The organism is Leifsonia psychrotolerans, assembly GCF_013410665.1.
In the GTDB taxonomy this organism is placed as follows: domain Bacteria; phylum Actinomycetota; class Actinomycetes; order Actinomycetales; family Microbacteriaceae; genus Cryobacterium; species Cryobacterium psychrotolerans_A.
This window is the reverse complement of sequence record NZ_JACCFM010000001.1, coordinates 2,174,825-2,200,534: the sequence shown is the minus strand read 5'-3', so window position 1 is coordinate 2,200,534 and position 25,710 is coordinate 2,174,825. Positions and strand designations below refer to the sequence as shown.

Below are 25,710 nucleotides of genomic sequence, written 5' to 3'. Positions count from 1 at the left end.
GTGAGGGTAGACAACCCTCGTTCTAGAATTGAAGGCACCGTGACATTGGCAGAATCGCTCAGCGCAGCCCGCACCGACACCCTGGTGCGCGTCGGAATCGTCGATGACCACGAATCGGTCAGGCTGGGGCTCGCCGCAGCCTGCGAGAAAGCGGGCTTTGACGTCATCGCGACGGCATCGACGGCCAGCGAACTTGTGGCGGCGTTGAAAGGCTTGCGCTGTGACGTGATCGTTCTCGACCTGTCGCTGGGCGACGGATCACGCGTGACCGACAACGTGAGGATCACCCAGGACACCGGTGCTTCCGTTTTGGTGCACAGCATCGCAGACCGGGTGGCTCTCGTGCGTGAGGCACTGGCGGCCGGGGCTGCCGGTGTCATCCCGAAGTCGTCACCGACCACCACGGTGATGGCTGCCGTCGCCACCGTGGCCCGTGGTGATGTTCTGAACAATCTCGAATGGGCTACCGCGATCGACGCGGATCGGGCTTTCTCGAAGGCCCAGCTCGGTCGGCGCGAACGCGACGTGCTGCACCTCTACGCTTCGGGACTGCCGCTGAAGATGGTGGCCATGCAGCTGGGCATCGCGCATTCGACGGCGCGGGAGTACCTCGACCGCATCCGCGTGAAATATGTCGAGGTGGGTCGCCCGGCCCCCACGAAGGTCGACCTGTTGCGGCGCGCGGTCGAAGACGGCATTCTGCCCGGGCTCGACTCAGGCAGCGGGAATGGCAACTTCTGAGCAGTTGATCGGTGAGCAAGTGGGATCCGAGATGCAAGCCGGTGCGGCTGACGGCGGCAGACGCGCCGTAAATAGTGGGCAGCTCGGCTCCCGACAGCCCATCAGCCGAACCCAGATCGAAGCGGTGATTTCACGGTCGGTCGCCGGCGTCGGGCTGATCTTCACACTGCAGAGCATTCCGCTCTTTCTCGATCAACTTGATCTGCGCATTGCCCCCCTGGCCCCGATACTCGCGGCGGTGATGGGGCTGGCCGTCGTGGCTCTGGTGGTCGCCGCCGTCAGCAAGCGCGCGGTACGCCCAATCGCGAGCACCGTCGCCGCGCTATACATCGTCACGCTCGTCTGCTGGCCCTCGCTCATGATTGACCCCTCGGCCGTTCTCGGGGGCGCACCGTGGATCTGGTTTCTCTGCACGGTGGCGACGTCGTGCGCGGCTATCGCCTTCCCGGTGTTCTGGGCGGGCGTTTATACCGTGGCCGTGCCGGTGATGTACGGGATCATCCGGATGCTCCCGTCGGGTGGCGACAAGGGCGTAGTTCTGGCCTCGATCGATACGGTCTACGCGATTCTGCTCGGCTTTGTCGTGCTCACGATCATCGCCATGCTCCGGCAAGCCACGGCTGCCGTCGACCTGGCGCAGACGAACGCCCTGATCAAGTACGCCGTCGCTGTGCGCCAACACGCCACCGAGCTTGAGCGGGTCGAGGTTGATTCGATCGTTCACGACAGCGTGTTGGCCACTCTTCTGTCGGCCGCCTCGGCCAGCACGCCGCACGCGTCTGAACTGGCCAGCGCGATGGCCAGCCACGCCATTGTGCGCCTGAACGACGCGGGAGAGGTGCCGTTCGGGGAGCACGGCGAGATTCCGCTCGAAAGGCTCAGCCACCGCATCCGGGCAGCCGCTGGCTCGTTTGCCACGCCGTTCACGGTGATCGAACGCGACCATGACTGTCTGAGCCTGCCCATCTCTGCAAGCGAGGCCCTCTACTCGGCCAGTGTGCAGGCCATGGTGAACAGCGTTGAGCACGCGGGATCCGCCGAGGGGGCGCTCGTTCGCACACTCACAATCGCGGCCAATCTGCGCGGCGGATGCACCGTTGTCGTGTCGGACAACGGCGTCGGCTTCGACCCGAACGCCGTCTCACACGACCGACTGGGTTTGCGGGTCTCCATTCTGGAACGCGTGGCCGGAGCCGGCGGTACCGTGCACGTGCAGTCGGCCCCCGGGCAGGGGACCACCATCACCCTCGACTGGCCGAGCACCGAGTCCGACTCGAACGCGGTTTTGGGCCTCTTCAGCGGTGACGAGATTCCGGCGCTCGGGCTCGACGATGACGGTGACGGCGGCACCGCTTCTACCGTTTCGAGCGCTTACTCCTCCACCACAAGCACCGCGTCCACTGCCGACACCGAAGCCGCGATCGCGCCCACTCAGACGGGAGAACGCGCATGATCACCGTTCCCCGCGGCCTCGTACTGGGGCTGGCCGCACTACTCAGCGGCTACCACGTCATGCTCGGGGTCTATTCACTCGGGGTGCCGGCGCATCCGGGCCCTCCACTCGTCGCGTTGACCCTCTATTCTCTTGCGACGGTGATGAGTCTGTGGCCGACGTCGCCGATGCGGATGCCGCTGTGGTTGTCGTTCTTCTCCCTCGCCGTGTGCGTGGCGTTGCCGCTCCTCGTGGGCAGCCAGCTCAACGGAGCAGACCCGAGTGGCGGCTATGCGAGCGGCTATGCCACCTGGTACGTGGCAGCGGTCGGCACCTTGATGACCATCGTCGCAACGCGTAAACGCCAGGTGGTGGCCTGGATCGGTATCGGGTTTCTGGTAGTCCACACCGTCGTCTGGGCCGGACCAGCGGCACTGGTCGGCATGGGAGTGATCGGGAGCGTCGTATGGGTGACCATCGCGGTGACTCTCTCGCGTGGTTTGGCACGGGCCGGCCGGGATGCTCGACAGTTTGCGCGCGCAGAACGGGAAGCCACAGAATGGCAGGCCGCCCAGGAGGCACGTCTCTACGAGCGCCAGGTACGGCTTGAACACACCAACCGGTTGGCGGTTCCCATGCTGCGGCGGATCGTTGCACGTCGGGGCATCCTCACCGAGGAGGAGCGCCAAGAGTGCCGCTATCTTGAAGCCGCGATTCGTGACGAGATCCGCGGACGCCAACTCTTGAACGATCCGGTTCGCGATGCGGTCATGGCGGCCCGACGCCGTGGAGCGCTCGTCACTCTGCTCGACGAAGGCGGTATCGACGACATCGAAGCGTCGGAACTCAACTGCATTCTGAACGAACTTGCCGCGGCCATTGCCCAGACGAGCGCCGACACCATCATCGCGCGCACGGTGGCCGACGGAGGTGCCACGGCGATTACGGTCGTCGGGCTGCGCAGCAGCGATCCGAGTGTCAGCGCTCTGGGGCTCGACTCACCCGACGATGAGGTCGATCTTTGGCTCGAAATTCCCCGGCTGCGGGCGACGGCGTCGCACGCCCTCGGCGCCGGAACGTCGGCCGCACGCGCCTGAGATGAGAAGGCACGCGCCCGAGATGAGAAGGCACGCGCCCGATCTGAGAGGCACGCGCCCGAGATGAGAAATGGGGACCGGCCGAAGCCGGTCCCCATTTCTGAGTTTCCAGTCTGGCGGCAACCCGAATGCCGCACAAACTTGCCTCCAAAAATTCGTCCGCTTACCCTAGTCGACGAATCAGTGGTGGTGGTCCCACAGAGAACCACCGGGCAATTACTATGCTTTCGCACAAGTACAGGTAGGAACAGTCAGCACTTCGGGGGACACCGGTTCCGGCCGCTGACCGCGGTTTAGCCCGAGAAGCTGCGCCAGCGACCGGCTCCGGGCGTCAGCGGCGCACGCACGTCGCGCTGGCTGAGACGCCAGGCATCCTGGGCACGAGCCGGGCTGACACGCAGACTGTCGGATTCCTCCTGCAGCAGTCCATGCAGCAGCGCAGACACGGCCGACACCTCGGTCGGGGTGACCCGGCGAGTGACGAAGCCGAGCTGCGCGAGGGAGTTCTCGCCGGTAGGTGCGGCGTCTGAGTTCGATGCGATTGTCATAGCGCCGCCTACAGCGGGATGTTCCCATGCTTCTTGGGCGGCAGGCTCGCGCGCTTGGTGCGCAAGGCCCGCAGCGCCTTCGTCACCGCGACACGCGTGGTGGCCGGCTCGATGATGCCGTCCAGCTCGCCACGCTCTGCGGCCAGGAACGGGCTCGCGACGTTGTAGGTGTACTCGTTGGCCAGCTGTGTGCGCACCGCGGCGACATCCTCGCCGGCATCCTCCGCGGCCTTGATCTCGGCACGATAGAGAATGTTGACGGCACCCTGGCCACCCATGACTGCGATCTCGGCCGTGGGCCAAGCCAGGTTGATGTCGGCGCCCAGCTGCTTCGAACCCATGACGATGTACGCGCCGCCATAGGCCTTGCGCAGAATCACGGTGATCAGCGGCACCGTCGCTTCGGCGTAGGCGTAGAGCAGTTTTGCGCCACGACGGATGACGCCGGTCCATTCCTGCTCGGTGCCCGGCAAGTAGCCCGGAACGTCGACGAGCGTGAGGATCGGAATCGAGAAGGCATCGCAGAACCGCACGAAACGAGCAGCCTTCTCGCCGGCCTCGATGTTCAAGGTGCCGGCCATGGCGTTGGGCTGGTTGGCGACGATGCCCACCGAACGGCCCTCGACCCGGGCGAAGCCCACGACGATGTTCGGCGCGAACAACGGCTGAGTCTCGAGAAAGTCGCCGTGGTCCACGATGTGCTCGATGACCGTCTTGACGTCGTAGGGCTGGTTGGGTGAATCGGGAATGATCGTGTTGAGCTTGCGATCGGCATCCGTCGTCTCCAGCTCAACCTCGCTGTCGAACACCGGCGGTTCGGCCAGGTTGTTGTCGGGCAGAAAGCTGAGCAGCGAGCGAGCGTAGTCGAGCGCGTCCTCTTCATCGCTGGCGAGGTAGTGCGAGACTCCGGAGATTGTGTTGTGGGTGAGCGCGCCGCCGAGCTCCTCCATGCCCACATCTTCACCGGTGACGGTCTTGATGACGTCCGGGCCGGTCACGAACATCTGGCTGGTCTTGTCGACCATGATCACGAAGTCGGTCAGGGCGGGCGAGTAGACGGCGCCCCCGGCGGCCGGGCCGCAAATGATCGAGATTTGGGGGATGACGCCGGATGCAGCGGTGTTGCGACGGAAGATCTCACCGTACTTGCCGAGGGCGACGACACCCTCCTGGATGCGCGCTCCGCCCGAGTCAAGAATGCCAATGATCGGAACGCCGGTCTTCAGCGCGAGGTCCATCACCTTGATGATCTTCTCGCCGGCGACCTCGCCGAGTGAGCCGCCGAAGATGGTGAAGTCCTGCGAGTAGACGGCGACCTGGCGACCGTGGATGGTGCCGGTGCCGGTGACGACGGCGTCGCCGTAGGGCCGCTTCTTTTCCATGCCGAAGGCGTGGGTGCGGTGGCGCACGAACTCGTCGAGCTCGACGAACGATCCCGGGTCAAGCAACAGGTTGATGCGCTCGCGGGCGGTCATCTTGCCCTTGGCATGCTGTTTGGCGATCGCCGCTTCGCCGCTGGCCGTGACGGCCTCGTGGTATCGGGCTTTCAGATCGGCCAGCTTGCCGGCTGTCGTGAACATGTCGGGGGCTGCCGCAGGAGAATTCAGAGTCACGCCGTTCACTCTACCGGCCAAGTACGGGGCTGAACCGTTGACGATTCTCTACAAAAGTGTCTCAATACGCTGGTCGATTCCACCTGGGGCGGCGCCGCTCGACCCATTTCTGCTCGTGGTCGCGCCGTCCCACGCGCGTGACTCCTGCATTTTTGCTCGTTCCGGCCCGAAAGCGGCGAATGCGCGGGGTATCCGAGAGAATTGCAGGAGTTACGCAAGGGAAGAGGCACGCATGCAGTTTGAGGTCAGTCGCGAGACGGTGTCACGGTTCGAGTATTTGGCCGAGGCCGGGTCGACCAACGACGTGTTGGTTGCGGCAGCGACCGGAATGGATGCCGATACCTGGCCGCATCTGTCGGTGGTCGTCACCGACAATCAGACCAGCGGACGCGGCCGCCTCGGACGCACCTGGCTGGCGCCCACCGGCAAATCGCTGGCGATCTCAGTGCTGCTGCGTACCGAGGCTCTGACGGGTGACACGCTCGGGTGGATTCCACTTCTCGCCGGAGCCGCCATGACGCGTGCCGTGCGCTCCGTCGTCGGCGAGAGCCTCGAGGCCCAGCGGGTGGCCCAGTCGGCCCTGAATGACACGTTGCGCGAGGTGGAGAATCCCGTCCATGACGTGTCGCTGAAATGGCCGAACGACGTTCTGATCGATGGCTACAAGGTGTCCGGCATCCTCTGTGAACTGCTGCCGGGCGCGACCGGTGTCGTGATCGGCGCCGGACTCAACGTCTCACTCGACGAGCACGACCTGCCCACGCTCACCTCGACGTCGCTGTTGCTCGTCACGCAGCGGCCGGTCGACCCCGACGACGTTCTGGCTCGGTACCTCCGCGAGCTGAGCGGGCTGGTCAACGCCTTTCTTGCTGCGGATGGCGACGCGCAGCAGAGCGGCCTGTTCGCGGCTGTCACGGAGGTCTGCGGAACGTTGGGCACCGTGGTGCGCGTCGAGTTGCCCGGCGGTGACAGCCTCGTCGGTACGGCCACCGCGCTTGACCCGCAGGGGCGGTTGGTGGTCATCGACCAGACCACCGGGGAATCGCGTCCGGTCGCCGCCGGCGATGTGACCCACCTACGCTATTAATGAAACTATGACTAAAAGCGTGGCGGGCCACAGCAACGGCGAAGCCGAGGGGCGAACTGAACAGGTCGTCGCGCGGCTCCGTTCGCACGGCCGAGCGCTATTCTGGCCGACACTGCTTTTGTTTGCGGTGTGCGGCGCGACCGGATACGTCTACGGCACGCTCCCCGAACCGTGGCAGAACGCGGCAGTGTTGATCGGGGCCGGATTGATCGTCTTGCTGCTGTGGTTCCTGCCGCTCATGGTCTGGCTGACACGCCGGTACACCATCACCACCCGCCGCGTGATCGTGCGCACAGGGTTCTTCATGCGGGTGCGGCAAGAGATTCTGCACAGTCGCGGCTATGGCGTGAGCGTGCGCACAAACTGGATCCAGGCGATGATCGGCACGGGTGACGTGCGCATCACAGCTGGGCAGGGAAATCCGATTGTACTGAAGGATGTGCCCGGTGCCACGCTGGTCCAGCAGGCCCTGCACGACCTGATTGAGCAGACGGCTCCGGCCGACTCACAGCACGCTCTCGGTGAGTGACACTCCCCGATCAGTCACGCGGATCCTTCACGAGATTTCGAGCCGCCCCCGGCGTGCGTCGTCTGGCACAGGTGCGGTCGCCGAACCCGGACCAGTCCCCTCCGCACGGCCGCGACCCGGTGCAAATACCCAGTAGCGGTAGAGCACGAAGCGGAACGCGGCGCCGAGTCCAAGCCCGATCACATTCGATGAGATGTTGTCGGCCAGCACGCTCGTCATGCCGAGCACGTAGTGCGAGAACCAGAGGCAGGCGAGCCCGATTCCCATCCCCACCAGGCTCACGGCGAAGAACTCGATGCCCTCGCGCACAGTTCGTGATTGACGGTTGGAGCTGAAGGTCCAGTAACGGTTTCCGAGCCAATTGACGACGATGGCGAGAATCGTCGAGACGATCTTCGCGTAGATCGGTCCGGCATGGACCAGGTGCGGGTCGAACACGGTGGCGCGCAGAAGATTGAAAACGGTGACATCCACGGCGAACCCGACGAGGCCGACGGCACCGAACTTGCCCACCTGCGCGCCGAGGGCGAAAACTCGTGAGCGGGTCCAAGGAGAAGTCGACATTTCAGGGTCCGGCCGGTTCATCGAAGCAACAACAGTGAGGGAAGATAGAGGTGCGAAAAGTAACTGCGCGCTCGGCAGTCTACGACGCAGCCGAGAACCTTGCCTGGGCGGGGGCTGACGGCGATATGAAAGCTCGCACAGAAATTGGTGAAGACATGACGACGATTGTTGGTGTCATCGGCGGCGGCCAGCTGGCCCGGATGATGATTCCCGCGGCGGTGAATCTCGGTATCGAGATTCGGGTGCTCGCGGAGAACGACGGCATGTCAGCCGACCTGGCCGCCTTCGGCGTGGGGGACTACCGGGACCTCGAGGTCGTGCTCGCATTTGCCGAGACGGTCGACGTGATCACTTTCGATCACGAGCATGTGCCGCAAGAGATTTTGCGTGAACTCGTCGCACGCGGTATCGCCGTGCACCCGGGCCCCGACGCCCTGCTGTACGCCCAAGACAAACTGCTGATGCGTCAGAAGCTCAGCGACCTCGGACTGCCGGTGCCCGAATGGGCGCGCATCGAAAACGTCGAGCAACTGGCCGAGTTCCTGGCCGACCATGGCGGCCGCGCCGTCGTCAAAACCGCCCGCGGTGGTTATGACGGCAAGGGTGTGCGCGTTGTGAGTCACGCCCACGACGTCGACGACTGGTTTATGGCGCTCGCCGAAGATGCCAACGGCGGCGCACTTCTGGTCGAAGAACTCGTCGACTTCACCCGCGAACTTGCCCAGTTGGTGGCCCGTCGTCCGTCCGGCGAAATCGTGGCCTGGCCGGTCGTCGAGACGGTTCAGCAGAATGGGGTCTGCGCCGAAGTGATCGCACCGGCACCGCACTCCTCCGGAAAACTGGCCGAGGTCGCCGAGGCGATCGCCGTCGCCGTCGCGGAGGGCATTGGTGTGACCGGTGTGATGGCCGTGGAACTGTTTGAGACAACGGATGAGCGGCTGCTGATCAATGAGCTGGCCATGCGGCCGCACAACAGCGGGCACTGGTCGATGGACGGCTCGACGACGAGCCAGTTCGAGCAGCACCTGCGTGCGGTGCTCGATCTGCCGCTCGGCGGAACTGCGGCGCGTGATGCCTGGTCGGTTATGGTCAACATTCTCGGTGGGCCGACGACAGGCTCACTGGTCGAACGTTACCCCGGCGCTTTCCAGGCCTACCCGAGCGTCAAGGTGCACAACTACGGCAAAGACCCTCGGCCTGGCCGTAAGGTCGGTCACGTCACCGCGGGTGGCGATGATCTGGACGATGTCGTCTACCAGGCGCGCGCCACTGCGGCGTTTTTCCAGGACTGATGCATAAGATCGACTCCGTGCCCGAGACCACCCTGACGGAGATCCCTGTGACAGACACCCCGTTCACCTCCCCGACCGACGACGCCGTCGCATCCGTCGACTCGTCGAACCGTCAGGTACCGCTCGTCGGTGTGGTCATGGGGTCGGACTCCGACTGGAACGTCATGAGTGACGCCGTGCAGATTCTGCGCGACTTTGGAGTGCCGTGCGAGGTGGACGTCGTTTCGGCTCACCGCACGCCGCAGAAGATGATCGACTATGGCACCTCGGCACGTGAGCGCGGGCTCAAGGTGATCATCGCGGGGGCGGGCGGTGCCGCTCACCTTCCCGGCATGCTCGCCGCGGTTACCACTCTTCCCGTCGTGGGCGTTCCCGTCCCGCTCGGACGACTCGACGGTCTCGACTCGCTGCTGTCGATCGTGCAGATGCCGGCCGGCGTGCCTGTCGCGACAGTCTCCATCGGTGGGGCACGCAATGCCGGCCTGATCGCGATCAAGGTGCTCGCGACATCCGATGACAGCCTGCGGATCAAGCTCGACGACTACATGGTCTCTCTGGCCGCTCAGGTCGAGCAGAAGAGCCGGGATCTGCAAGCCAAAATATGAGCAGCGTCAATAACCCGATTCGGTATCCCGAGCTTGGCTCGACCCATGTCATGACTAAACGCGGGTGGTGGCTCGTGCTGCTGAACCTCGTGGTACCCGGATCAGCGCAGGTGCTCGCCGGAAATCGTAAACTCGGGCGGTTTGGCCTCCGCGCGACACTGACTCTGTGGACTCTCGCGATTCTGCTCGGTGTGGCCTATCTCCTCTGGCCCGCAACGGTTCTCACCCTGTTCACCTCGGCGATCGGCCTCTGGGTGCTGGCCGCCGCGTTGGTCTTCTATGGCGTCGTCTGGGTCATCCTCACGCTCGATACCCTCCGTCTGGTGCGACTGGTCAAGGCAGCCCCCGGCGCACGGCCGCTCATCGCCGGCTTCGCGACAGTGCTGATGGTCGTGCTCGCGGGCACTGCCGGTTATGGCGCTTATGTGGCGACATCCGCCAGCAACTTTCTGTCGTCGGTTTTCGTGGCAGGCCCGAGTGTTCCTCCCGTCGACGGACGATACAACATCATGCTGCTCGGCGGTGACGCCGGAGCCGATCGCGACGGTTTGCGCCCGGACAGCATCTCGGTGGTCAGTATCGATGCCGAGACCGGGCAGGCCACAATGATTGGGCTGCCGCGCGATTTACAGTGGTTCCCGTTTTCGGATGGACCGCTTGCCGACCTGTATCCCGAGGGTTACGGCTCGATCGACGGGTGTGAGGTTGATGTTTGCCAGCTGAACTCGGTCTTCACGGAGGTCGAGTTGAAGAGCCCGGAGATGTATCCGAAGGCGATCAAGAACGGCAGCGAACCCGGTATTGAGGGTATGCGGGATGCCGTCAGCGGTATTACCGGATTGACGATTCAGTACTACGTGCTGATCGACATGCAGGGCTTCTCTGACCTCATCGATGCTCTCGGCGGCGTTGACATCGATGTGCAGAGCCGGGTGCCGGTGCATTCCGATGACACCTTCACGGATGTCGCGTTTTGGTTCGAGCCAGGCATGCAACACATGGACGGGTATCACGCATTGTGGTTCGCGCGCTCGCGCCATGGCACGAGCGATTATGACCGTATGAACCGGCAACATCAGCTGCAGGAAGCGATCCTTGCGCAGGCGAATCCAGCCAACGTGATCGCCAAGTTCGAGGCCGTCGCTAGTGCGGGAACCCAGGTCGTGAAGACTGACATTCCACAGGGCATGCTCGGCTACTTCGTGAACCTGTCGTCGAAGACGAAGACGCTGCCGATCAAGGCGGTGAACCTGACGCCCGACAACGATGTCGACCCGACGGATCCGGACTTTGTCTCAATTCATCAGATGATTGACGAAGCGCTGGCGCCGCCGCCCACCGAGGCTCCCGCCGAATAACGAGGTCGCCTCCGCCGCTCGGGCCGCCTCCGCTGGTCGTGCCGCCCCCGCCTCCGCTGGTCGTGCCGCCCCGTTGTCGGGCCCACTCCGTTGGTCGGGCCCACTCCGTTGGTCGGGCCCCCTCCGTTGGTCGGGCCCCCTCCGTTGGTCGGGCCCCCTCCGTTGGTCGGGCCCCCTCCGTTGGTCGAGCTTGTCGAGACCCCGTGACCCGTCCCCGAGACCGGGTGCAGTGTTCTCGACACGCTCGATCACCGGTTTTGCCGGTCGTCCCCACTCCGTCGGTCGTCCCCACTCCGTCGGTCGTCCCCACTCCGTCGGTCGGGCCCCCTCCGTTGGTCGAGCTTGTCGAGACCCCGTGGCCCGTCCCCGAGACCTGGTGCAGGACCTCAACGAGCTCGATCAACGGGTTCGTGGGTCGGGTCGCCCCGCTCAGCTGGTCGAGCGTGTCGAGACCCCATGACCCGTCCCCGAGACCTGGTGGGGTGATCTCGACACGCTCGATCAACGGGTTCGCGGGCCGGGTCGCCCCGCCGGTCGTCCCCGCCCCGCCGGTCGAGCCTGTCGAGACCCCATGACCCGTCCCCGAGACCTGGTGGGGTGATCTCGACACGCTCGATCAACGGGTTCGCGGACCGGGTCGCCCCGCCGGTCGTCCCCGCCCCGTTGGTCGAGCTTGTCGAGACCCCGTGACCCGTCCCCGAGACTCTGTGCGGGGATCTCGACGGGCTCGATCAACGGGGGCAGCTCGATCCGCGCCCGCCGGTCGAGCCTGTCGAGACCCCATGACCCGTCCCCGAGACCTGGTGGGGTGATCTCGACACGCTCGATCAACGGGTTCGCGAGTCGGGTCGCCCCGCCCCGTTGGTCGAGCTTGTCGAGACCCCGTGACCCGTCCCCGAGACTCTGTGCGGGGATCTCGACGGGCTCGATCAACGGGGGCAGCTCGATCCGTGCCCGCCGGTCGGTCAGTGGGTTCGTGAGTGCGTTCGATTCACGGACGTGTGGTGTGTTGCAGCAGGTTGACGCTGCGGAGGCGGATCGGGGTCTGGTTCGGGTCGATGTCGCCTGGTGGGACAAGCCAGTAGGCGTCGCCGTGTCGGTCGATGTGCCAGCCGTTGTTGTGCAGCAGCATGTGGTGGAAGTAGCAGAGCAGAATGCCAACGGCGAGGTCGGTGTTGCCGTGTTCATCGACCCAGTGCTCGATGTGGTGCGCTTCGGTCCAGGAGGCTGGTTTGTCACAGTCCACCCAGCCGCACCCATCGTCGCGGGCAGCCAACGCGGCGCGTTGTGCCGTGGTGAAGAAGCGTTGTTCGCGTCCGAGGTTGACCGGCTGACCGGTGGGACCGAACTGCACGGCGATGTAGCCGGAGCAGAGGTGCCGTTCAACCGTCGCAAGCGAAACCGGGACACCGTCGATATGACCGAACCCGCCCGCTGCGCCTGATGTGCTGGGTGCCGGACGTGGCAGGGGCGCGGCTGGTCGGGGCGCGGGCGCGTGTGCTGATACTGAGCCTGGTGCTGGTGCTGGTGCTGGTGCTGGTGCTGGTGCTGGTGCTGGTGCTGGTGCTGGTGGCGACAGGGCCGAGCTCGACAGGGTTTCGCCGCTGCGCGGATGCTGATCGCGGTCATCGCTGGCGGTGCCGCGCGTGGCGGGCTCGGGGTGCTCGGGCGGGTTGGCCGCGGGAAGCGCTGCGGCGTTCACGTGCACGGTGACGGTGGGGCGGCGGCCGAGAAGGACGACGTGGGGGTCGGCCTCGGTGCCGAGGTGCAGCAGGGTGAGGATGCCGTCGGCGGCGATCTGGTCGGTTGTTCGGGGGTCGTCGCGCAGGGCCTGAGCTTTCGCGTGGGCTGTGGGGTCGACAAAGCGCGGTCCGCCGCGGCGAGGGCCGGTGATTCCCTCGACGATCAGCTCGATCTGCCGGCCCTGTTCGGGCGCGAACAGGCCGCTGGTCCGGTACATGCCGTTGGGCTGCTTCCAGAGGCGGAAGAAGCGTTCACCGTGCTGGGTCTTCTCGCGGCGGCTGATGCCCTCGATGTCGAGTTGATCCCGCAGCACCCGGGCCCGCTTCCAGAGCGTGTCGGCGCTCAGGGTGCGCGCCTCACCGATCAAAAGCACGGCTGCCGCGTGAAGCTTCTCGGCCGACACGCCGGGGCCGGTCTCGCCCAGGCCCTTGCGGATGGCGGCTGTGGCATCGGCCGACAGTGTTCCCGCGTTCAACGCCGCCGAGACCTCGGCCAGCCACGACAACGCACTCGGCGCACCCGGCGGCGGGCCGGCCTCCGCGTCGACAGCGCCGGGATCGTCGGCGTGTGAAGCGTCACCCGATTCGGCGGCGGCATCCTCCGCATCCGTAGCAGCAGCGGCAGCGGCGTCAGCGTCAGCAGCAGCAGCAGCAGCAGCAGCCACAGCAGCCTCGGCGGCATCCGCGGTGTCGGCGAGCATCACGCCCAGGCTGACCAGTTTCACAGCGTCGGCGTGGGTCGTACCGGCGGTGCGTTCGATCATCGACTCCGGGCTGCCAAAGCCGTGCCGCCGGGCCAGGCCCCGCTGACCGAACTCGGGCTTCGATCGAAGCGCGATCTCGCCGGCCGCCCACACCGCGTAACTGTCGACCTGTCGCCGCAGCGTCGCAATCAGACCCTGCGCCCCGAGCAACTCGGCGTCGGAGAGCCCGTGGAACGCGGCCACACCATCACCGAGCCGGGCGACCGCTGCGGCGGATTCCCTGAGTCGATCGGTGAGTTTTTCCATACCCCCACTCTAAAACTTTGCGCAGATGAATACGAGCAAATCTCAGGATCTGTGCATAAGTCATCGAACATTTATCTGGGGAGGAGTTCTCTCTGATGCGAGACAGAAATCCGCACCCGGTCTCGCCGACTCGGCTTACTGCACCCGTGCCGCCGGCCGCAGCCATGTCAGTGCGCGGTCACACAGTCGTCGCATCCGGGAAGCCGCCCGCCAAAGCGCAGGCCGTCGTGGTACTGGATCCGGCGACTCAGGACTCTCGGTCAGCTTCCCGTATGCGGTCTTCGTGATTGTGGTCACGTCGGTCTTGTTCGATACCGGGGCCGATTGAAACCGTCGAGTTTCGTCCAACGAGACTTGAAAAAGCAGGCGATGAGATGCATTCGCCCACTGAGAGCGTTCCATTGTCACAGTGCGAAATCGCAGTGCGGTTCGGCCCCGGCGCCCGCACGGGGAACGCGCAGTGCGTGGTTCGACCCGGCGACGATGACCGTGACGTTTTCGAGGTCCGGACCCGCGTCTTCGGTCCGATTCCCGTTGTCGTCAAAGGCAGAAAGAGTGCGCAGACGGATGCGAGCGAGCCAGCGATCCACACGTCGTGCTCGGGAGTATCGGGAATCAAGCGAAGCTCGCCCGAACTCCTACAGATCAGCGTGTAACTGCCACACCCGTTCGGCTGAATCCCGCCAGCTGAACGCCCGGGAGCGATCGCTGCCGTACACCCTCAGCCTGTCGGCCAACTCCCGATCGCCCAGCACTGTGGTGAGGGCTGCGGCGAGGCGTCGCGGATACCCGTCGGCGTCGTTGCGCTCGACGACGAACCCAGCGTCACCACTGGTTTCAACGAGTGCGGGGGCGTCCGAGTGAATGACGGGGGTGCCCATCTGGAACGCCTGGATCATCGGCAGGCCAAAGCCTTCATCCAGGCTGGGGTACACGAAGGCTGAGGCGCGGGACATGACCAGCGCAAGATCCTCGTTGGAGAGCGTTGGGAACGCCTGAACCCGCCCGGGCTTCAAGCCAGCCTCGTCGGCCACCGTCGCCAGATTCAGCTCGCCCCAGGAATCAGGGCCGAGAACCACGAGCGGCAGATCGGGTGCGCCGGGTTCGCCAAGCGCCGCGATGACGGCGGCGACCCCCTTCCTCGGTTCAAGGGTTCCCGCCGTGAGAATGTACTCGCTCGGCAGATTCAGCGCGCCGAGTCGCTCGTCGATGAGTTGGGCAGCAAACTCTCCGGCCAACCCGGCGCCGGGAAGCTGGAATGTGCGGCTGAGCGCCGGGCCAATCACTCGAACTCGATCACCGAGGTCAACGATCTCGCTGAGTTGCGCAGCAACAGCGTGGCTCGGAACGACGATGGCATCCGCATGCTTCTTGGCCCGTCGGATCATGCCCTTGGTCCAGGCCACTGTCGTGGCGGTGAAGGCCTCCGGATGCGACCACACGAGCGTGTCGTGCACCGTCACCGCGACCTGAGTACCGCTATTCACCCGGTCGTGTCGGCGCAGCGGGGCGAGGAGTCCGGGCGCGTGAATCATGCCGGGGCCGGGTGACGTCGATAGCCCGAGCTGCCAGGCTGCAGACAGTTCTCGGCGCGCCAGGGTGGTCTTGTAGAGACTGGCCAGGCCAGGAAGCCGCTCTTCGATCGAGGCGTAGTCCGCCTCGGACGACGACGAGACAATTCCTTCGACCGCGCAATTGGCGGGGGCGGCGGCGATCAGGGCCTGTGTCAATTCTTCGGTGTACCGACCGATCCCACCGGGTACCGGTGCGGCCATTTGGTCGACGACGACGCGTAGCGTTGTCATAGTGCCCCCAAAGCTTCTTGATGTGTGGCTGTTCCCGACGTGTCGATTCTGCTGCGGGATAGGCTGCTCGCGCTGTGACAAACGCAGCTTCCACGGGGAATCTTCACATCAGGAGTCTAGACGAGCGATGCTGCAGAGCACATGTGAAGGCCCCTGAGCGAGGTAGCGCGTTCAGGGGCCGAAGTCGATCGAGTATACGCGGCTTAGCTGGCCCCGAGGGCGCCCGTCGCGAACGCCTCAGTAAGCGCATCCTGCCAGGGGCGCATTGGAGCAAGTCCCACGGCGTCCCAGGCGGAGTGGCCGAGCACAGAATATGCAGGGCGTGGGGCCGGGCGCACGAACGCCGAACTGTCGGTCGGCTTCACACGGCTCGCATCGAGGCCGGCTTCGGCAAAGACGGCACGGGCGAAGTCAAACCAGCTGCCCTCGCCGCTGTTGGTGCCGTGGTAAATGCCGGCCGGGGCATCCGAGTCGACGAGCGTCACGATCTGCCGGGCAAGGTCCATCGTCCAGGTGGGTTGGCCGACCTGGTCGGTGACCACGGTGACTTCCGGATGCGACGCCGCAAGACGCAACATGGTGGCCGCGAAGTTCGGTCCATGCTGGCCATAAAGCCAGGCGGTGCGCACGATGAAGGTGCCCGTGGGGTGGGCTTCCTGAGCGAGACGCTCGCCCTCGGCCTTGGTGCGGCCGTAGGCGCTCACCGGGTTGCGAGGCGTCGCTTCGGGGTAGGGCGTCGTGGCCGTGCCGTCGAAGACGTAATCCGTCGACACCGTCACGAGCTTCGCGCCCGCCGCAGCGGCACCGATGGCCAGATTCTGAGCGCCGAGGGCGTTCACCGCATACGCGGCATCCTCGTTCGTCTCGGCGTCGTCGACCTGCGTGTAGGCCGACGCGTTGATGACCACGTCGTGCCCGGCCACGGCGGCCTGCACTGCGGCCAGATCGGTCACGTCGAGGTCGGCGCGGCGAAGGGCAGTGACGTCGCGGCCGGCGAGCGCCGTCTGCAGGTCATGGCCGAGCATGCCGGCGGCGCCAGCGATGAGGTACTTCATGGGTTCTCCTAAACTCGAATGACGGCGGGGCCGCCTAGGTCGGTCAGCATCTCGAATCCTGAGTCTTGCGTGACAACGGGCAGCGAATGGGCCAGGGCAATGGCGGCAATCCACAGGTCGTTCACGTTCACCCTGCGGCCTGCCTCGCTCACGGCCTGACGGAGACGCCCCCAGTGTGCAGCGGCGGCGGTGTCGGCCGGCAACGTCTGCAGGTTCACGAGCGACTCGATGGTGAAAAGCCGCACCGAGCGGGTGTGCAGCGACTGTGCGGCGTGCACTCCCGCATACAGTTCGCCGTGCGTGATCGCAGAGACGAACTGTTCGTCGGGCAGCCGCGCGATATCCAGCGTGCGCCCCTGTTCCAAAGCGATGAACACGCTGGTGTCGAGCAGTCCCCGCGAGGGGCTCATTCGATCGGCCCGAGGTCGTCGGTCGTGTCGTCCCAGCGGTCGTGCGGATGTGGCTCGGCCGTCGGTGCGCCGGGTCGCATGGCCAAGAACTCCGACTTCGTGAGAAATTCCCGTTTTGGCGGGTTCACCGGAACAAGCCGTGCCACGGGCACCCCGTTCGACGTGATCGTGAGGTCTTCGCCGTTGCGCGCACGCTCGATGACCTCCGCAGTGTGATTGCGGAGGTCTCGAACGGGAACCAGACTCATGCCATCAGTGTAGCCGTGCGTAGCACGACGTAGCAGATGTGCGTTAGAGCGCCGCACGTTCCTTGAGCGGCTCCCACCACTCGCGGTTGTCGCGGTACCACTGCACGACGTCGGCCAGGCCCGTCTCGAACGGAACCCGCGGCTCATAGCCGAGTTCGGCCTGGATCTTTGAGATGTCAACCGAGTAACGCAGGTCGTGGCCGAGGCGGTCGGCGACGCGGTCGACGTACGACCAGTCCTTGCCGGTCGCGTCGAGCAGCAGCTGGGTGAGCTCTTTGTTGGTGAGCTCGGTGCCGCCGCCGATGTTGTAGATCTCACCGGCGCGGCCGCCCACGAGCACCATGGCGATTCCGCGGGTGTGGTCGTCGACGTGCAGCCAGTCACGAATGTTGTTGCCCTCGCCATAGAGAGGCACGTGCGTGTCGTCGATCAGGTTCGTGACGAACAGCGGGATGACCTTCTCGGGAAAGTGGAACGGGCCATAGTTGTTCGAGCAGCGCGTGATCGACACGTTGAGGCCGTGGGTGCGGTGGTAGCTGCGGGCGAGCAGGTCACTGCCGGCCTTCGACGCCGAATAGGGCGAGTTCGGTTCGAGCGGCCACTCCTCATTCCAGGAGCCTTCGGCGATCGAGCCGTAGACCTCGTCGGTGGAGACGTGAACGAAACGCGCAACGTCGTTGCGCAGGGCGGCGTCGAGCAGCTGCTGGGTGCCGAGCACATTCGTCTCGACGAAAATCGAGGCATCGCGCACCGAACGGTCGACGTGCGATTCCGCGGCGAAGTGCACGACGGCATCCACATCGGGGAACAGCGTGTCGAGCAGAGCGCCATCGCGGATGTCGCCCTTCACGAACGTGTAACGGGGGGAGTCGGCGACGGAGGCCAGGTTGGCCAGGTTGCCGGAATAGGTGAGGGCGTCGAGAACGACGATGTCGGCGCCTTCCAAGCCCGGGTAGGCGTCTTCCAGGGTACGGCGAACAAAGTTCGAGCCGATAAAGCCGGCGCCGCCGGTGACGAGGATCTTCATAGAAAAGTAACCGTTCCGTTCGATTGAATGCTGTCGCGATTCTACTGGACGAAGCGACCCGTCTCATGGGTGCCGATTCGATCGCGCTCGGCCCGACAGGTTCCGTGGATTTTTCTCACGGTATCGTTCTGCATTTACACGCGCAGGAAGGTTTCGAATCTGGCCGAGCAATCGGCCAGATTCCGCGTCGAGCTCACCGGGCAGAGGCTGGTTCTCAGCCAGGACCAGTACTTCCGCATTCGATTCAATGAGTGAGGGGGGATCAGTGGGGCGCCCGAATCCTCTTCGATGGCTCGTCTGGGGGTAGACAATGTGGTTTCTCGCGCTCTGCCTACCCCGATTCGATGGAACTCGCCGATAGGATCGCGGAATGCGCCGCACGATTGTATTGAAGCCACTGGTCACTGGAGTGTGCGCCGTCGCGCTCGCAATCGGAGTCGCGATCACTCCGGTGAGTCTGGCGTCGGCAGTTGAGGATTCGGGCGTGAGCGTCGGGTCGACTGAGGCTCCCGCTGCACCCGGGCTAACCCCCACACCCGCTCCGACACCGACCGACGAGCCGACCGAGTCGCCCGTCGACGACATTCCCGCGACGGATGCGCCTGCGACAGATGCCCCCGCGACGGATGCACCGGCGATCGTGCCCGCTCCCGCGCAGACGCCGGTGCCCACCCCGGCCCCGGCTCCCCTCGACGAGGCAGTTGATCCGCTGCCCGACGCGACGCCCCCCGCCAGTGGCGACGCGTTGACGCTGCGCGACCGGGAGGTTGCGGCGCTTGCGGGGTTCAACCCCGGCAACATCATCAGCGACTACAACTTCTATAACTCCTGGGCGATGACCGAGTCTGAGATTCAGAACTTCCTCGATGCGAGGTGCACGGGAGCCAGCTGCCTCAACGATCTGCGTTTCGATACCCCCACTCGCACCTGGAGCTGGGGTACCTGCGGTACCTACAACGGTGCCGCGAACGAGTCTGCCGCGCGCATCATTTATAAGGTGCAGCGCGCCTGTGGGATCAGCGCCAAAGTGATTTTGGTGACGCTTCAGAAGGAGCAGGGGCTTGTGACGCGTACCTCGCCGTCGGATTCCATTCTGCGCAAGGCAATGGGCTACGGCTGCCCCGACACCGACGTGTGTGACTCTACCTACTACGGTTTCTTCAACCAGTTGTTTGCAGCGGGCCGTCAGCTCACCTGGTACACCAACCCCGAGGGCTCCTTCACTCAGAGGTTCAAGGTCGGCGCAACGGTGCCGGTTCAGTTCCACCGCAATGGAGGCTGTGGAACGTCACCCGTCTTCATTTCGAACAAGGCGACGGCAGCGCTCTACTACTACACCCCGTATCAGCCGAATGCGGCCGCGCTCGCAGCCGGGTATGACGCTGCGAACAATGCGTGCTCGTCATATGGAAACCGCAACTTCTTCAACTACTACAGCGACTGGTTCGGCGATCCCACTGCCGGCGGTTCGCCCGCCGCCACCCGCTTGGCCGGTGCTGACCGATTCGACACCGCCGTTGCTATCTCGAAGGGGAGCTACCCGTCCAGCGGTGTGCCCGTCGTCTATGTCACCACAGGCGCAGAGTTCCCGGATGCGCTCAGCGCGGCACCCGCTGCGGCGGCGCAGGGCGGCCCGCTTCTTCTGACCCAGGCCGGCGACCTTCCCGCGGCAGTGAAGGCCGAGATCGCGCGGTTGAAGCCGAAGAAGATTGTGGTCGTCGGTGGCGAGGCCGCCGTCTCGACGGTCGTGCAAGCCGAGCTGGAGACGATCGCACCCGTCACTCGTGTCTTCGGCGAAGACCGGTATGCGACATCTCGTGCGATCGCGGCTCAAGCCTTCCCCACGGCGACCAAGGCCTATATTGCGACGGGGGCGAACTTCCCCGACGCGCTGTCGGCCGGTGCCGCTGCAGGGGTGGCCAAGATCCCAGTCCTTCTCGTGAACGGAGCTGAGTCGACGCTCGACGCCCCGACAGGGGCTGCCCTGGCCGCAACATCCACTGTCATGATCTCGGGTGGTCCAGTCGCCGTCTCGGCAGGAATTCAAACGGCGCTCCTGTCGAGCGGCAAGTCCGTCACCCGATTCGCGGGGACCGACCGCAACCAGACCAGTGTGCTGATCAACCGGGCGAGCTTCTCGACGGCAAAAACGGCCTACCTGGCGACCGGATGGTCGTTCCCGGATGCCCTCGCCGGGGCGGCGGCTGCGGCGAAGGCGAAGAGCCCGCTCTTCATCGTGCCGACAAACTGTGTGCCCGCCGACACCCGCTCGACGCTCGTCTCAACGCTCAAGGTCACGACGGTCACCATGCTCGGCGGACCAGGGGCGCTCTTCGACCGCGTCGCCGCTCTCGCCGGCTGCTGACCGGCCGGATCCCGAGAAGCGCGCAGCTGCCCCAAACCGGGGGGTACGGTTCGCGTGTTTCCGCGTCTTTCCGCCTCTCGTCCGTGACATGTGCCGATCAGCGCCTCAACCGGGGCGTGGCGCAGTATCCGAATCATCGTCTTCCCCTCTAGCCTCAGGTCGAGCTGTCGTGCACATCGTTCGAGTAGCCGCCAATTCATTCACCACCATTCACACTCGTCGAAGGACCGCGATGCGCTCAGGTGCCCTTATTCTCGTCGGCACACTGCTGGCATCCGTTCTGTCGACTGCGCCGGCGCCAGCCGCGCAGGCCGCACAGGACGACCCAGTCGTGGCCGCAGCGTCCAGCTCAGCGCATCAATTGTTGGCCACCCTCACCGTCGCCGACCCGCATGAGGTTGGATACAACCGCGACCTCTTCACGCACTGGGTCGATGCCGATGCCAACGGATGCGATACCCGCCAAGAGGTCTTGATCGCCGAGTCCACCATTCCGGTGACGAGAGGCGCGGGGTGTTCCATCACCGCGGGGTCGTGGTATTCCTGGTACGACGGGGCCACGTGGACCACGCCGGCCGACGTCGATGTCGATCACTTCGTTCCCCTGCAGGAAGCCTGGAAGTCCGGTGCTTACTCGTGGAATGCCGCGCAGCGGCAGGCCTTTGCAAACGACCTCGGCCTGCCTGAATCCCTCGTCGCGGTGACCGACTCGGTCAACTCCGCCAAGGGCGGATCCGACCCGAGTCGCTGGCTTCCGCCCCTTGCGGGCACTCACTGCGATTATGCAATCGACTGGGTCCTGGTGAAATACCGCTGGAACCTGTCGATCGATCCCGCCGAGAAGGCCACCCTCGACGGGCTCTTGGCCGGTTCGTGTGGCGCTCGGGCCGTTGCGGCGCCGAGCAAAGCCGACACGACGAAGCCGCTGCCCAGCGAGCCTGTCACTGCGGGAGTGGTGCGCATTGCGGGAGCCGATCGCTACGCAACAGCGATCGCGATCTCGGCGAAGTATCCAGCGGGAGTCGATGTCGTCTACCTGGCAACGGGTACCAACTATCCCGACGCGTTGAGCGCCGCGCCGGCCGCAGCGAAGCAGGGCGGACCTCTCCTGCTCACCGCTCCCGATTCGCTCGTGCCGACAGTTCGCACGGAGATCCAGCGGTTGAAGCCGCAGTTGATTGTCGCGGTCGGTGGGGAAAGCGCCATCTCAACAGCCGTCTTCTCTGATCTGAAGAAACTCGCGCCCACCGTGCGGCGCGACGCGGGGCGTGACCGCTACGAAACCTCACGAATCGTCACAGCGAACGCGTTCACCGGCGGCGCCGGGCTCTCCTATTTGGCGACGGGCAACAACTTTCCCGACGCCCTGAGCGCATCGGCCGCGGCCGGTTCGACAGCGAGCCCGGTCATTCTGGTCAACGGTGCAAACAGCTCGGTCGATACGGCTACCGGCTCACTAATCGTCTCGCTGAAGAGCACGTCGATTCGCATCGCGGGCGGCACCGCCGTGGTTTCATCGGCGATTGAGGCAGGCCTCAAGAGCGTTTCGGGCGTGAAATCAGTGAAGCGATTGGCTGGAAATGATCGCTACGCGACCTCCGTCACAATTAACTCCACGGCCTTCGGCTCCTCGTCGACAAGCTATCTCGCCGTCGGTACCGGGTTTGCGGATGCTCTGGCAGGCGCGGCACTCGCGGGTCGCGACAGCGCTCCGCTCTACGTCGTGCCCAACAACTGTGTACCCGACGCCGCGCTCTCGGCGATGACGTCGGCGGGAAGCATCCGCACGGTCCTCCTCGGTGGAACGGGCGCACTCGGAGCCGGGGTGGCAAAAATGGTGCCGTGCTCCACGATCCCCGCTCCGGCACCGCCCGCGCCCCCGAAGCCTCCGGCGCCTCCCGTGCAGGGTCCCACGGTTGATCCGTCGTTTGTGTCGCCCGGCGCGTTCTGCGCAGCGGCGAAGCTCGGCTGGATCGGCTACACGAAGACAGGGAAGAAGATGGTTTGCAGTAAGACGCCGACTGATTCGAAGCCGCGCTGGCGGGCTGCATAGGCTGAGGCGCAGCGGCGCTCGGTGAGCTCCAGGAGCTGCCAAGCGCCGCTTGCTACACTTCGACAGTGCAGATTCGCGAACTTTCTATCCCCGATTCCTACGAGATCACACCGAAGCAGTTCGGCGACGACCGAGGCGTGTTCCTCGAGTGGTACCGCTTCGACAAACTGGAAGAGACCATCGGGCACTCGATGGATCTGCGTCAGGCCAACAGCTCGGTTTCGAAGCGCGGTGTGGTGCGCGGCATCCACTTCGCTGACGTGCCGGTCGGCCAGGCCAAATATGTCACGGCGACGCACGGCGCCGTGCTTGACTACGTGATTGATATTCGTGTGGGCTCGCCGACATTCGGCCAGTGGGACAGCGTTCTGCTCGATGACATCGACCGTCGTGCGATTTACATCGCCGAGGGCCTCGGGCACTGCTTCGTGTCGCTGACCGACAATGCCACCGTCAGCTACCTGGTGACGGATGTCTTCAACCCCACCCGCGAACACGGCATTAACCCGCTTGACGAGCAGGTGGGCCTCGTCTTCCCGAAGGAAGCCGGAGAAACGCTGCTGTCGCCGAAAGACCTTGAGGCGCCGAGCCTCGCCGAGGCTGCGGCCTCCGGCTTGCTGCCCACGTGGGATGTCATGCGTGCGTTCTACCAGAGCTTGAACGAAGGAAAGTAATATGCGGGGAATTATTCTGGCCGGGGGATCCGGTACGCGCTTGTGGCCCATCACCAAGGGCATCTCGAAGCAGCTGATGCCCATCTATGACAAGCCCATGATCTACTACCCCCTGTCGACGCTCATGATGGCGGACGTCAATGAGATCTTGATCATCACCACGCCCGAGTACAACGACCAGTTTCGTGCTCTGCTCGGCGACGGTTCCGACCTCGGCATCCGCATCGAGTATGCCGTGCAGCCCTCGCCGGACGGCCTGGCGCAGGCGTTCATCATCGGTGAAGAGTTCATCGGCGACGAGAGCGTCGCCCTGGTTCTTGGCGACAACATCTTCCATGGTGCGGGTCTCGGCACGTCGCTGCGCGGCAATCACAAGCTCGAGGGCGCGCGCATCTTCGCCTACCACGTGAGCAATCCCACGTCGTATGGCGTCGTCGAGTTCGACGAGAACATGACGGCGCTGTCGATCGAAGAAAAGCCGACACAGCCGAAGAGCAACTACGCGGTTCCCGGCCTCTACTTCTACGACAATTCGGTTGTCGAGATCGCCAAGACCATCGAGCCGAGTGAACGCGGCGAGCTTGAGATCAGCACGATCAACGAGCGTTACCTCGAACAGGGCACCCTGCACGTGCAGGTTCTCGACCGTGGCACGGCGTGGCTCGACACGGGAACATTCGAGTCGATGATGCAGGCCTCCGAGTACGTGCGCGTGATCGAAGACCGTCAGGGCTTCAAGGTCGGCTGCATTGAAGAGATCGCCTGGCGTGCCGGCTGGATCGACGATGCGCAGCTCGACACGCTCGCCACGCCCCTCGTGAAGAGCGGCTACGGTCGCTACCTGAAGAACCTGATCGCCCAGAAGCAGGGCGCGTAGCTCACGCCCTTCTGAGTCACGTAAAAACGACCGTCGATGTCAATCGACGGTCGTTTTTACGTCTCTCCCGCCCCCTGTGAGCGGATGCCGCGAACTGAGCAACCGGCGAGCTTGCCCACCTCGTCAGAGAGAGCGCCGGCGCCGCCGATCAAGGTCACAGCGTCAACCTCATACGCAACCAGATCCGCCGTGATCGATGCGGGAACGCAGCCCGGCTGAACGACATACAGTGGCGACTTTCGCGCGCCGACAACGACAGCCCCCGCCAGCGCATCGGGAAACTGGAACCCGGTCGCGAAGAAGACCCCGGTGGCCTTCTGGATTGCGCTCTTGTTCACCTGCTGAGACGTCTCGAACCGGTTCGCACCGGAGTAGCGAGTGACGGTGCCGAACTTCTTGAGCGATGACGCGACGCCAGCCGAGACCGCGGAGTTTCCTCCGACAATGCGCAGAGTCGACGGCTTCAGGCGCGTAAGCAGCTTTTGTGTCGCTGCGTCGGCGCTTGTGGCGCTGCCGTTGACGAGCACGACGGGAACGCTCAACGAACCTGCCGCGGCAGCTGCCGAAAGAGCATCGGGAAAGTTGAGTCCCGTTGCAACGTATGTCGACGCTACGGTGCCGGGGAACGCATTGTCGACGACCTTGCGTGCGGTTTCAAAACGGTCGGCACCTGAGATTCGAACGACGCTCGGGGCCAGAGTCTTCAACTCCGCGATCACCCCATCCGAGACCGCTGACTTGCCGCCGACGACGATGATCTTCTTGGCTTCCAACCGCTGGATCTCGGCCTTTACAACGGCCGGAAGCGCGGTGGGCATCGTGAGGAGAAGGGGCGCGGCCTGTTTACGAGCAGCGGGGCCGCTGCAAGTGCATCCGGGTAATCCGTGCCGGTGGCGATATATACGGTTTGGGCATATCTGCCGTTGAACTTCGAAAGCTCCACCGACGTGGAATATCGGTCTTTGCCCGAAATTCGGTTGACCGTGAGAACCACGGGCTTTGTGCTCTTCAAGATCATTGTCGCGTTGGTGGCGGCCTTCGTCTGTCCCGCGGTGAGGGTGATGCTTGTGGCCGTCTCAATGGTGTCTGTGCCGGGCCAGAACTGGTCGCGGTAGGGGCTGGAAGAGTCGCTAAAGCCGACACGGTACGTTCCGGCGGGAAGGCCCGAGAGAACGTACCCCGGCGGCAGATACGGGAAGTCGACCATGCTTGTGAAGTCATCAGCCCGCCTCTGCCATGTGCCGTCGAGCTTCTCGTAGATTGTGGCCCGAATTGAGGCGCCGCGTGGCAGGGGGCGCAGCATCCCGGAGCTGGTACGAGCATCGACCAGGCCGCTGATGGCCGCGCCCGGAGCGAGAACAATGTCCTTGCCGGTCATCGGAGTGTTCGCAGTCACGACGACATCGCGCGCGGCCTCGGCCGTTGTCGAGGTCGGCCAAAATGCCGCGCCATATGTCGCGTACTCATTTGACAACTGACGAAACGCGAGCCGGTACGCTCCGGGCTCAACGTTCGTGAGCGTGTACGCGCCGTTCTTGATTGCAACGCCACTTCCCATGATCTCTTTCCAGCGACCAG

23 protein-coding genes and 1 pseudogene are annotated in these 25,710 nt (G+C 64.6%); 12 read left to right on the top strand and 12 right to left on the bottom strand.

The annotated features are described in order from the left end of the window. Positions 1-81 precede the first annotated feature (81 nt). From HNR05_RS10210 to HNR05_RS10200, 3 genes are read left to right on the top strand one after another with little or no spacing between them, the layout of a single operon-like run. Entirely contained in the window at positions 82-741 is a 660-nt protein-coding gene (locus HNR05_RS10210; RefSeq protein WP_179580812.1) for a response regulator transcription factor, read from the top strand. Next, entirely contained in the window at positions 728-2,194 is a 1,467-nt protein-coding gene (locus HNR05_RS10205) for a sensor histidine kinase (protein ID WP_179578909.1), read from the top strand. Before HNR05_RS10210 ends, HNR05_RS10205 begins: the two co-directional genes overlap by 14 nt. Next, positions 2,191-3,270, top strand: a complete 1,080-nt coding sequence (locus tag HNR05_RS10200; RefSeq protein ID WP_179578908.1) for a hypothetical protein — start codon at positions 2,191-2,193, stop codon at positions 3,268-3,270. Before HNR05_RS10205 ends, HNR05_RS10200 begins: the two co-directional genes overlap by 4 nt. A gap of 293 nt (positions 3,271-3,563) precedes the next feature. Here the strand turns inward: HNR05_RS10200 and HNR05_RS10195 are convergent, their stop codons facing one another. Beyond that, positions 3,564-3,818 (bottom strand): acyl-CoA carboxylase epsilon subunit, encoded by a 255-nt coding sequence (locus tag HNR05_RS10195; protein WP_179578907.1) that lies wholly within the window; start codon positions 3,816-3,818, stop codon positions 3,564-3,566. A gap of 8 nt (positions 3,819-3,826) precedes the next feature. Further along, the gene (locus HNR05_RS10190; protein WP_179580810.1) at positions 3,827-5,398 is read right to left on the bottom strand and encodes an acyl-CoA carboxylase subunit beta; all 1,572 of its coding nucleotides are present in this window, start codon (positions 5,396-5,398) and stop codon (positions 3,827-3,829) included. Between the two features lie 265 nt (positions 5,399-5,663). On the opposite strand from HNR05_RS10190, the gene HNR05_RS10185 reads away from it, so the two are divergent. Both HNR05_RS10185 and HNR05_RS10180 read left to right on the top strand, forming a co-directional pair. Then, positions 5,664-6,518 carry a biotin--[acetyl-CoA-carboxylase] ligase gene (locus HNR05_RS10185; RefSeq protein ID WP_179578906.1) on the top strand — a complete coding sequence of 285 codons (855 nt, stop codon included), beginning with the start codon at positions 5,664-5,666 and terminating at the stop codon, positions 6,516-6,518. 7 nt (positions 6,519-6,525) lie between these two features. Then, positions 6,526-7,047 carry a PH domain-containing protein gene (locus HNR05_RS10180; RefSeq protein ID WP_179578905.1) on the top strand — a complete coding sequence of 174 codons (522 nt, stop codon included), beginning with the start codon at positions 6,526-6,528 and terminating at the stop codon, positions 7,045-7,047. A 27-nt stretch (positions 7,048-7,074) separates the two neighbouring features. Here the strand turns inward: HNR05_RS10180 and HNR05_RS10175 are convergent, their stop codons facing one another. Further along, entirely contained in the window at positions 7,075-7,611 is a 537-nt protein-coding gene (locus HNR05_RS10175) for a GtrA family protein (protein WP_179578904.1), read from the bottom strand. Positions 7,612-7,736: 125 nt separating this feature from the next. Between HNR05_RS10175 and HNR05_RS10170 the strand changes: the two genes are divergently transcribed. The 3 genes from HNR05_RS10170 (at position 7,737) to HNR05_RS10160 (ending at position 10,866) form a co-directional block, all read left to right on the top strand. Beyond that, a complete protein-coding gene (locus tag HNR05_RS10170) occupies positions 7,737-8,903 on the top strand; it encodes a 5-(carboxyamino)imidazole ribonucleotide synthase (RefSeq protein ID WP_179580808.1) in 1,167 nt (388 codons plus the stop codon). A gap of 137 nt (positions 8,904-9,040) precedes the next feature. Beyond that, positions 9,041-9,508, top strand: a complete 468-nt coding sequence (gene purE, locus HNR05_RS10165; RefSeq protein WP_246318604.1) for a 5-(carboxyamino)imidazole ribonucleotide mutase — start codon at positions 9,041-9,043, stop codon at positions 9,506-9,508. A 50-nt stretch (positions 9,509-9,558) separates the two neighbouring features. Continuing rightward, positions 9,559-10,866 carry an LCP family protein gene (locus HNR05_RS10160; RefSeq protein WP_179578902.1) on the top strand — a complete coding sequence of 436 codons (1,308 nt, stop codon included), beginning with the start codon at positions 9,559-9,561 and terminating at the stop codon, positions 10,864-10,866. A 991-nt stretch (positions 10,867-11,857) separates the two neighbouring features. Here the strand turns inward: HNR05_RS10160 and HNR05_RS10155 are convergent. The 7 genes from HNR05_RS10155 to rfbB all read right to left on the bottom strand — a co-directional run bounded on the left by HNR05_RS10155 (position 11,858) and on the right by rfbB (position 18,163). Further along, positions 11,858-13,618, bottom strand: a complete 1,761-nt coding sequence (locus HNR05_RS10155) for an HNH endonuclease signature motif containing protein (RefSeq protein WP_179578901.1) — start codon at positions 13,616-13,618, stop codon at positions 11,858-11,860. Between the two features lie 404 nt (positions 13,619-14,022). Beyond that, on the bottom strand, positions 14,023-14,208 hold the full coding sequence (locus HNR05_RS10150) for a hypothetical protein (RefSeq protein ID WP_179578900.1): 186 nt from the start codon (positions 14,206-14,208) through the stop codon (positions 14,023-14,025). Between the two features lie 48 nt (positions 14,209-14,256). After that, positions 14,257-15,423: a glycosyltransferase family 4 protein gene (locus tag HNR05_RS10145; protein WP_179578899.1), complete on the bottom strand. Its 1,167-nt coding sequence runs from the start codon at positions 15,421-15,423 to the stop codon at positions 14,257-14,259. Positions 15,424-15,626: 203 nt separating this feature from the next. Continuing rightward, on the bottom strand, positions 15,627-16,478 hold the full coding sequence (gene rfbD, locus HNR05_RS10140) for a dTDP-4-dehydrorhamnose reductase (protein WP_179578898.1): 852 nt from the start codon (positions 16,476-16,478) through the stop codon (positions 15,627-15,629). Positions 16,479-16,486: 8 nt separating this feature from the next. Continuing rightward, a complete protein-coding gene (locus tag HNR05_RS10135) occupies positions 16,487-16,888 on the bottom strand; it encodes a type II toxin-antitoxin system VapC family toxin (protein WP_179578897.1) in 402 nt (133 codons plus the stop codon). Beyond that, the gene (locus HNR05_RS10130) at positions 16,885-17,136 is read right to left on the bottom strand and encodes a type II toxin-antitoxin system Phd/YefM family antitoxin (RefSeq protein ID WP_179578896.1); all 252 of its coding nucleotides are present in this window, start codon (positions 17,134-17,136) and stop codon (positions 16,885-16,887) included. The genes HNR05_RS10135 and HNR05_RS10130 overlap by 4 nt, the downstream gene beginning before the upstream one ends. A gap of 43 nt (positions 17,137-17,179) precedes the next feature. Continuing rightward, on the bottom strand, positions 17,180-18,163 hold the full coding sequence (gene rfbB / locus HNR05_RS10125) for a dTDP-glucose 4,6-dehydratase (protein ID WP_179578895.1): 984 nt from the start codon (positions 18,161-18,163) through the stop codon (positions 17,180-17,182). A 370-nt stretch (positions 18,164-18,533) separates the two neighbouring features. On the opposite strand from rfbB, the gene HNR05_RS10120 reads away from it, so the two are divergent. The 4 genes from HNR05_RS10120 (at position 18,534) to rfbA (ending at position 24,132) form a co-directional block, all read left to right on the top strand. Beyond that, positions 18,534-20,528 (top strand): cell wall-binding repeat-containing protein, encoded by a 1,995-nt coding sequence (locus tag HNR05_RS10120; RefSeq protein ID WP_179578894.1) that lies wholly within the window; start codon positions 18,534-18,536, stop codon positions 20,526-20,528. A 232-nt stretch (positions 20,529-20,760) separates the two neighbouring features. Continuing rightward, entirely contained in the window at positions 20,761-22,581 is a 1,821-nt protein-coding gene (locus tag HNR05_RS10115; RefSeq protein WP_179578893.1) for a cell wall-binding repeat-containing protein, read from the top strand. A gap of 65 nt (positions 22,582-22,646) precedes the next feature. Continuing rightward, positions 22,647-23,255: a dTDP-4-dehydrorhamnose 3,5-epimerase family protein gene (locus HNR05_RS10110; RefSeq protein WP_179578892.1), complete on the top strand. Its 609-nt coding sequence runs from the start codon at positions 22,647-22,649 to the stop codon at positions 23,253-23,255. Position 23,256: 1 nt separating this feature from the next. Then, positions 23,257-24,132 (top strand): glucose-1-phosphate thymidylyltransferase RfbA, encoded by an 876-nt coding sequence (gene rfbA / locus HNR05_RS10105; RefSeq protein WP_179578891.1) that lies wholly within the window; start codon positions 23,257-23,259, stop codon positions 24,130-24,132. A gap of 56 nt (positions 24,133-24,188) precedes the next feature. Here rfbA and HNR05_RS10100 read toward each other — a convergent pair whose 3' ends face one another. Both HNR05_RS10100 and HNR05_RS17950 read right to left on the bottom strand, forming a co-directional pair. Next, complete coding sequence (locus HNR05_RS10100; RefSeq protein WP_343062686.1) at positions 24,189-24,851, bottom strand: cell wall-binding repeat-containing protein; 663 nt, start codon at positions 24,849-24,851, stop codon at positions 24,189-24,191. A 57-nt stretch (positions 24,852-24,908) separates the two neighbouring features. After that, positions 24,909-25,150, bottom strand: a pseudogene (locus HNR05_RS17950) (cell wall-binding repeat-containing protein); the annotation flags it as partial. Between the last annotated feature and the right edge of the window lie 560 nt (positions 25,151-25,710).

Coding starts and splice junctions, on each gene's coding strand:
- HNR05_RS10200 (WP_179578908.1), top strand. CDS start 2,191: ATGATCACCGTTCCCCGCGGCCTCGTACTGGGGCTGGCCGCACTACTC.
- HNR05_RS10180 (WP_179578905.1), top strand. CDS start 6,526: ATGACTAAAAGCGTGGCGGGCCACAGCAACGGCGAAGCCGAGGGGCGA.
- HNR05_RS10185 (WP_179578906.1), top strand. CDS start 5,664: ATGCAGTTTGAGGTCAGTCGCGAGACGGTGTCACGGTTCGAGTATTTG.
- HNR05_RS10145 (WP_179578899.1), bottom strand. CDS start 15,423: ATGACAACGCTACGCGTCGTCGTCGACCAAATGGCCGCACCGGTACCC.
- HNR05_RS10160 (WP_179578902.1), top strand. CDS start 9,559: ATGACTAAACGCGGGTGGTGGCTCGTGCTGCTGAACCTCGTGGTACCC.
- HNR05_RS10190 (WP_179580810.1), bottom strand. CDS start 5,398: ATGTTCACGACAGCCGGCAAGCTGGCCGATCTGAAAGCCCGATACCAC.
- purE (WP_246318604.1), top strand. CDS start 9,041: ATGGGGTCGGACTCCGACTGGAACGTCATGAGTGACGCCGTGCAGATT.
- rfbB (WP_179578895.1), bottom strand. CDS start 18,163: ATGAAGATCCTCGTCACCGGCGGCGCCGGCTTTATCGGCTCGAACTTT.
- rfbD (WP_179578898.1), bottom strand. CDS start 16,478: ATGAAGTACCTCATCGCTGGCGCCGCCGGCATGCTCGGCCATGACCTG.
- HNR05_RS10195 (WP_179578907.1), bottom strand. CDS start 3,818: ATGACAATCGCATCGAACTCAGACGCCGCACCTACCGGCGAGAACTCC.
- rfbA (WP_179578891.1), top strand. CDS start 23,257: ATGCGGGGAATTATTCTGGCCGGGGGATCCGGTACGCGCTTGTGGCCC.
- HNR05_RS10155 (WP_179578901.1), bottom strand. CDS start 13,618: ATGGAAAAACTCACCGATCGACTCAGGGAATCCGCCGCAGCGGTCGCC.
- HNR05_RS10120 (WP_179578894.1), top strand. CDS start 18,534: ATGCGCCGCACGATTGTATTGAAGCCACTGGTCACTGGAGTGTGCGCC.
- HNR05_RS10135 (WP_179578897.1), bottom strand. CDS start 16,888: ATGAGCCCCTCGCGGGGACTGCTCGACACCAGCGTGTTCATCGCTTTG.
- HNR05_RS10175 (WP_179578904.1), bottom strand. CDS start 7,611: ATGTCGACTTCTCCTTGGACCCGCTCACGAGTTTTCGCCCTCGGCGCG.
- HNR05_RS10170 (WP_179580808.1), top strand. CDS start 7,737: ATGAAAGCTCGCACAGAAATTGGTGAAGACATGACGACGATTGTTGGT.
- HNR05_RS10115 (WP_179578893.1), top strand. CDS start 20,761: ATGCGCTCAGGTGCCCTTATTCTCGTCGGCACACTGCTGGCATCCGTT.
- HNR05_RS10205 (WP_179578909.1), top strand. CDS start 728: ATGGCAACTTCTGAGCAGTTGATCGGTGAGCAAGTGGGATCCGAGATG.
- HNR05_RS10130 (WP_179578896.1), bottom strand. CDS start 17,136: ATGAGTCTGGTTCCCGTTCGAGACCTCCGCAATCACACTGCGGAGGTC.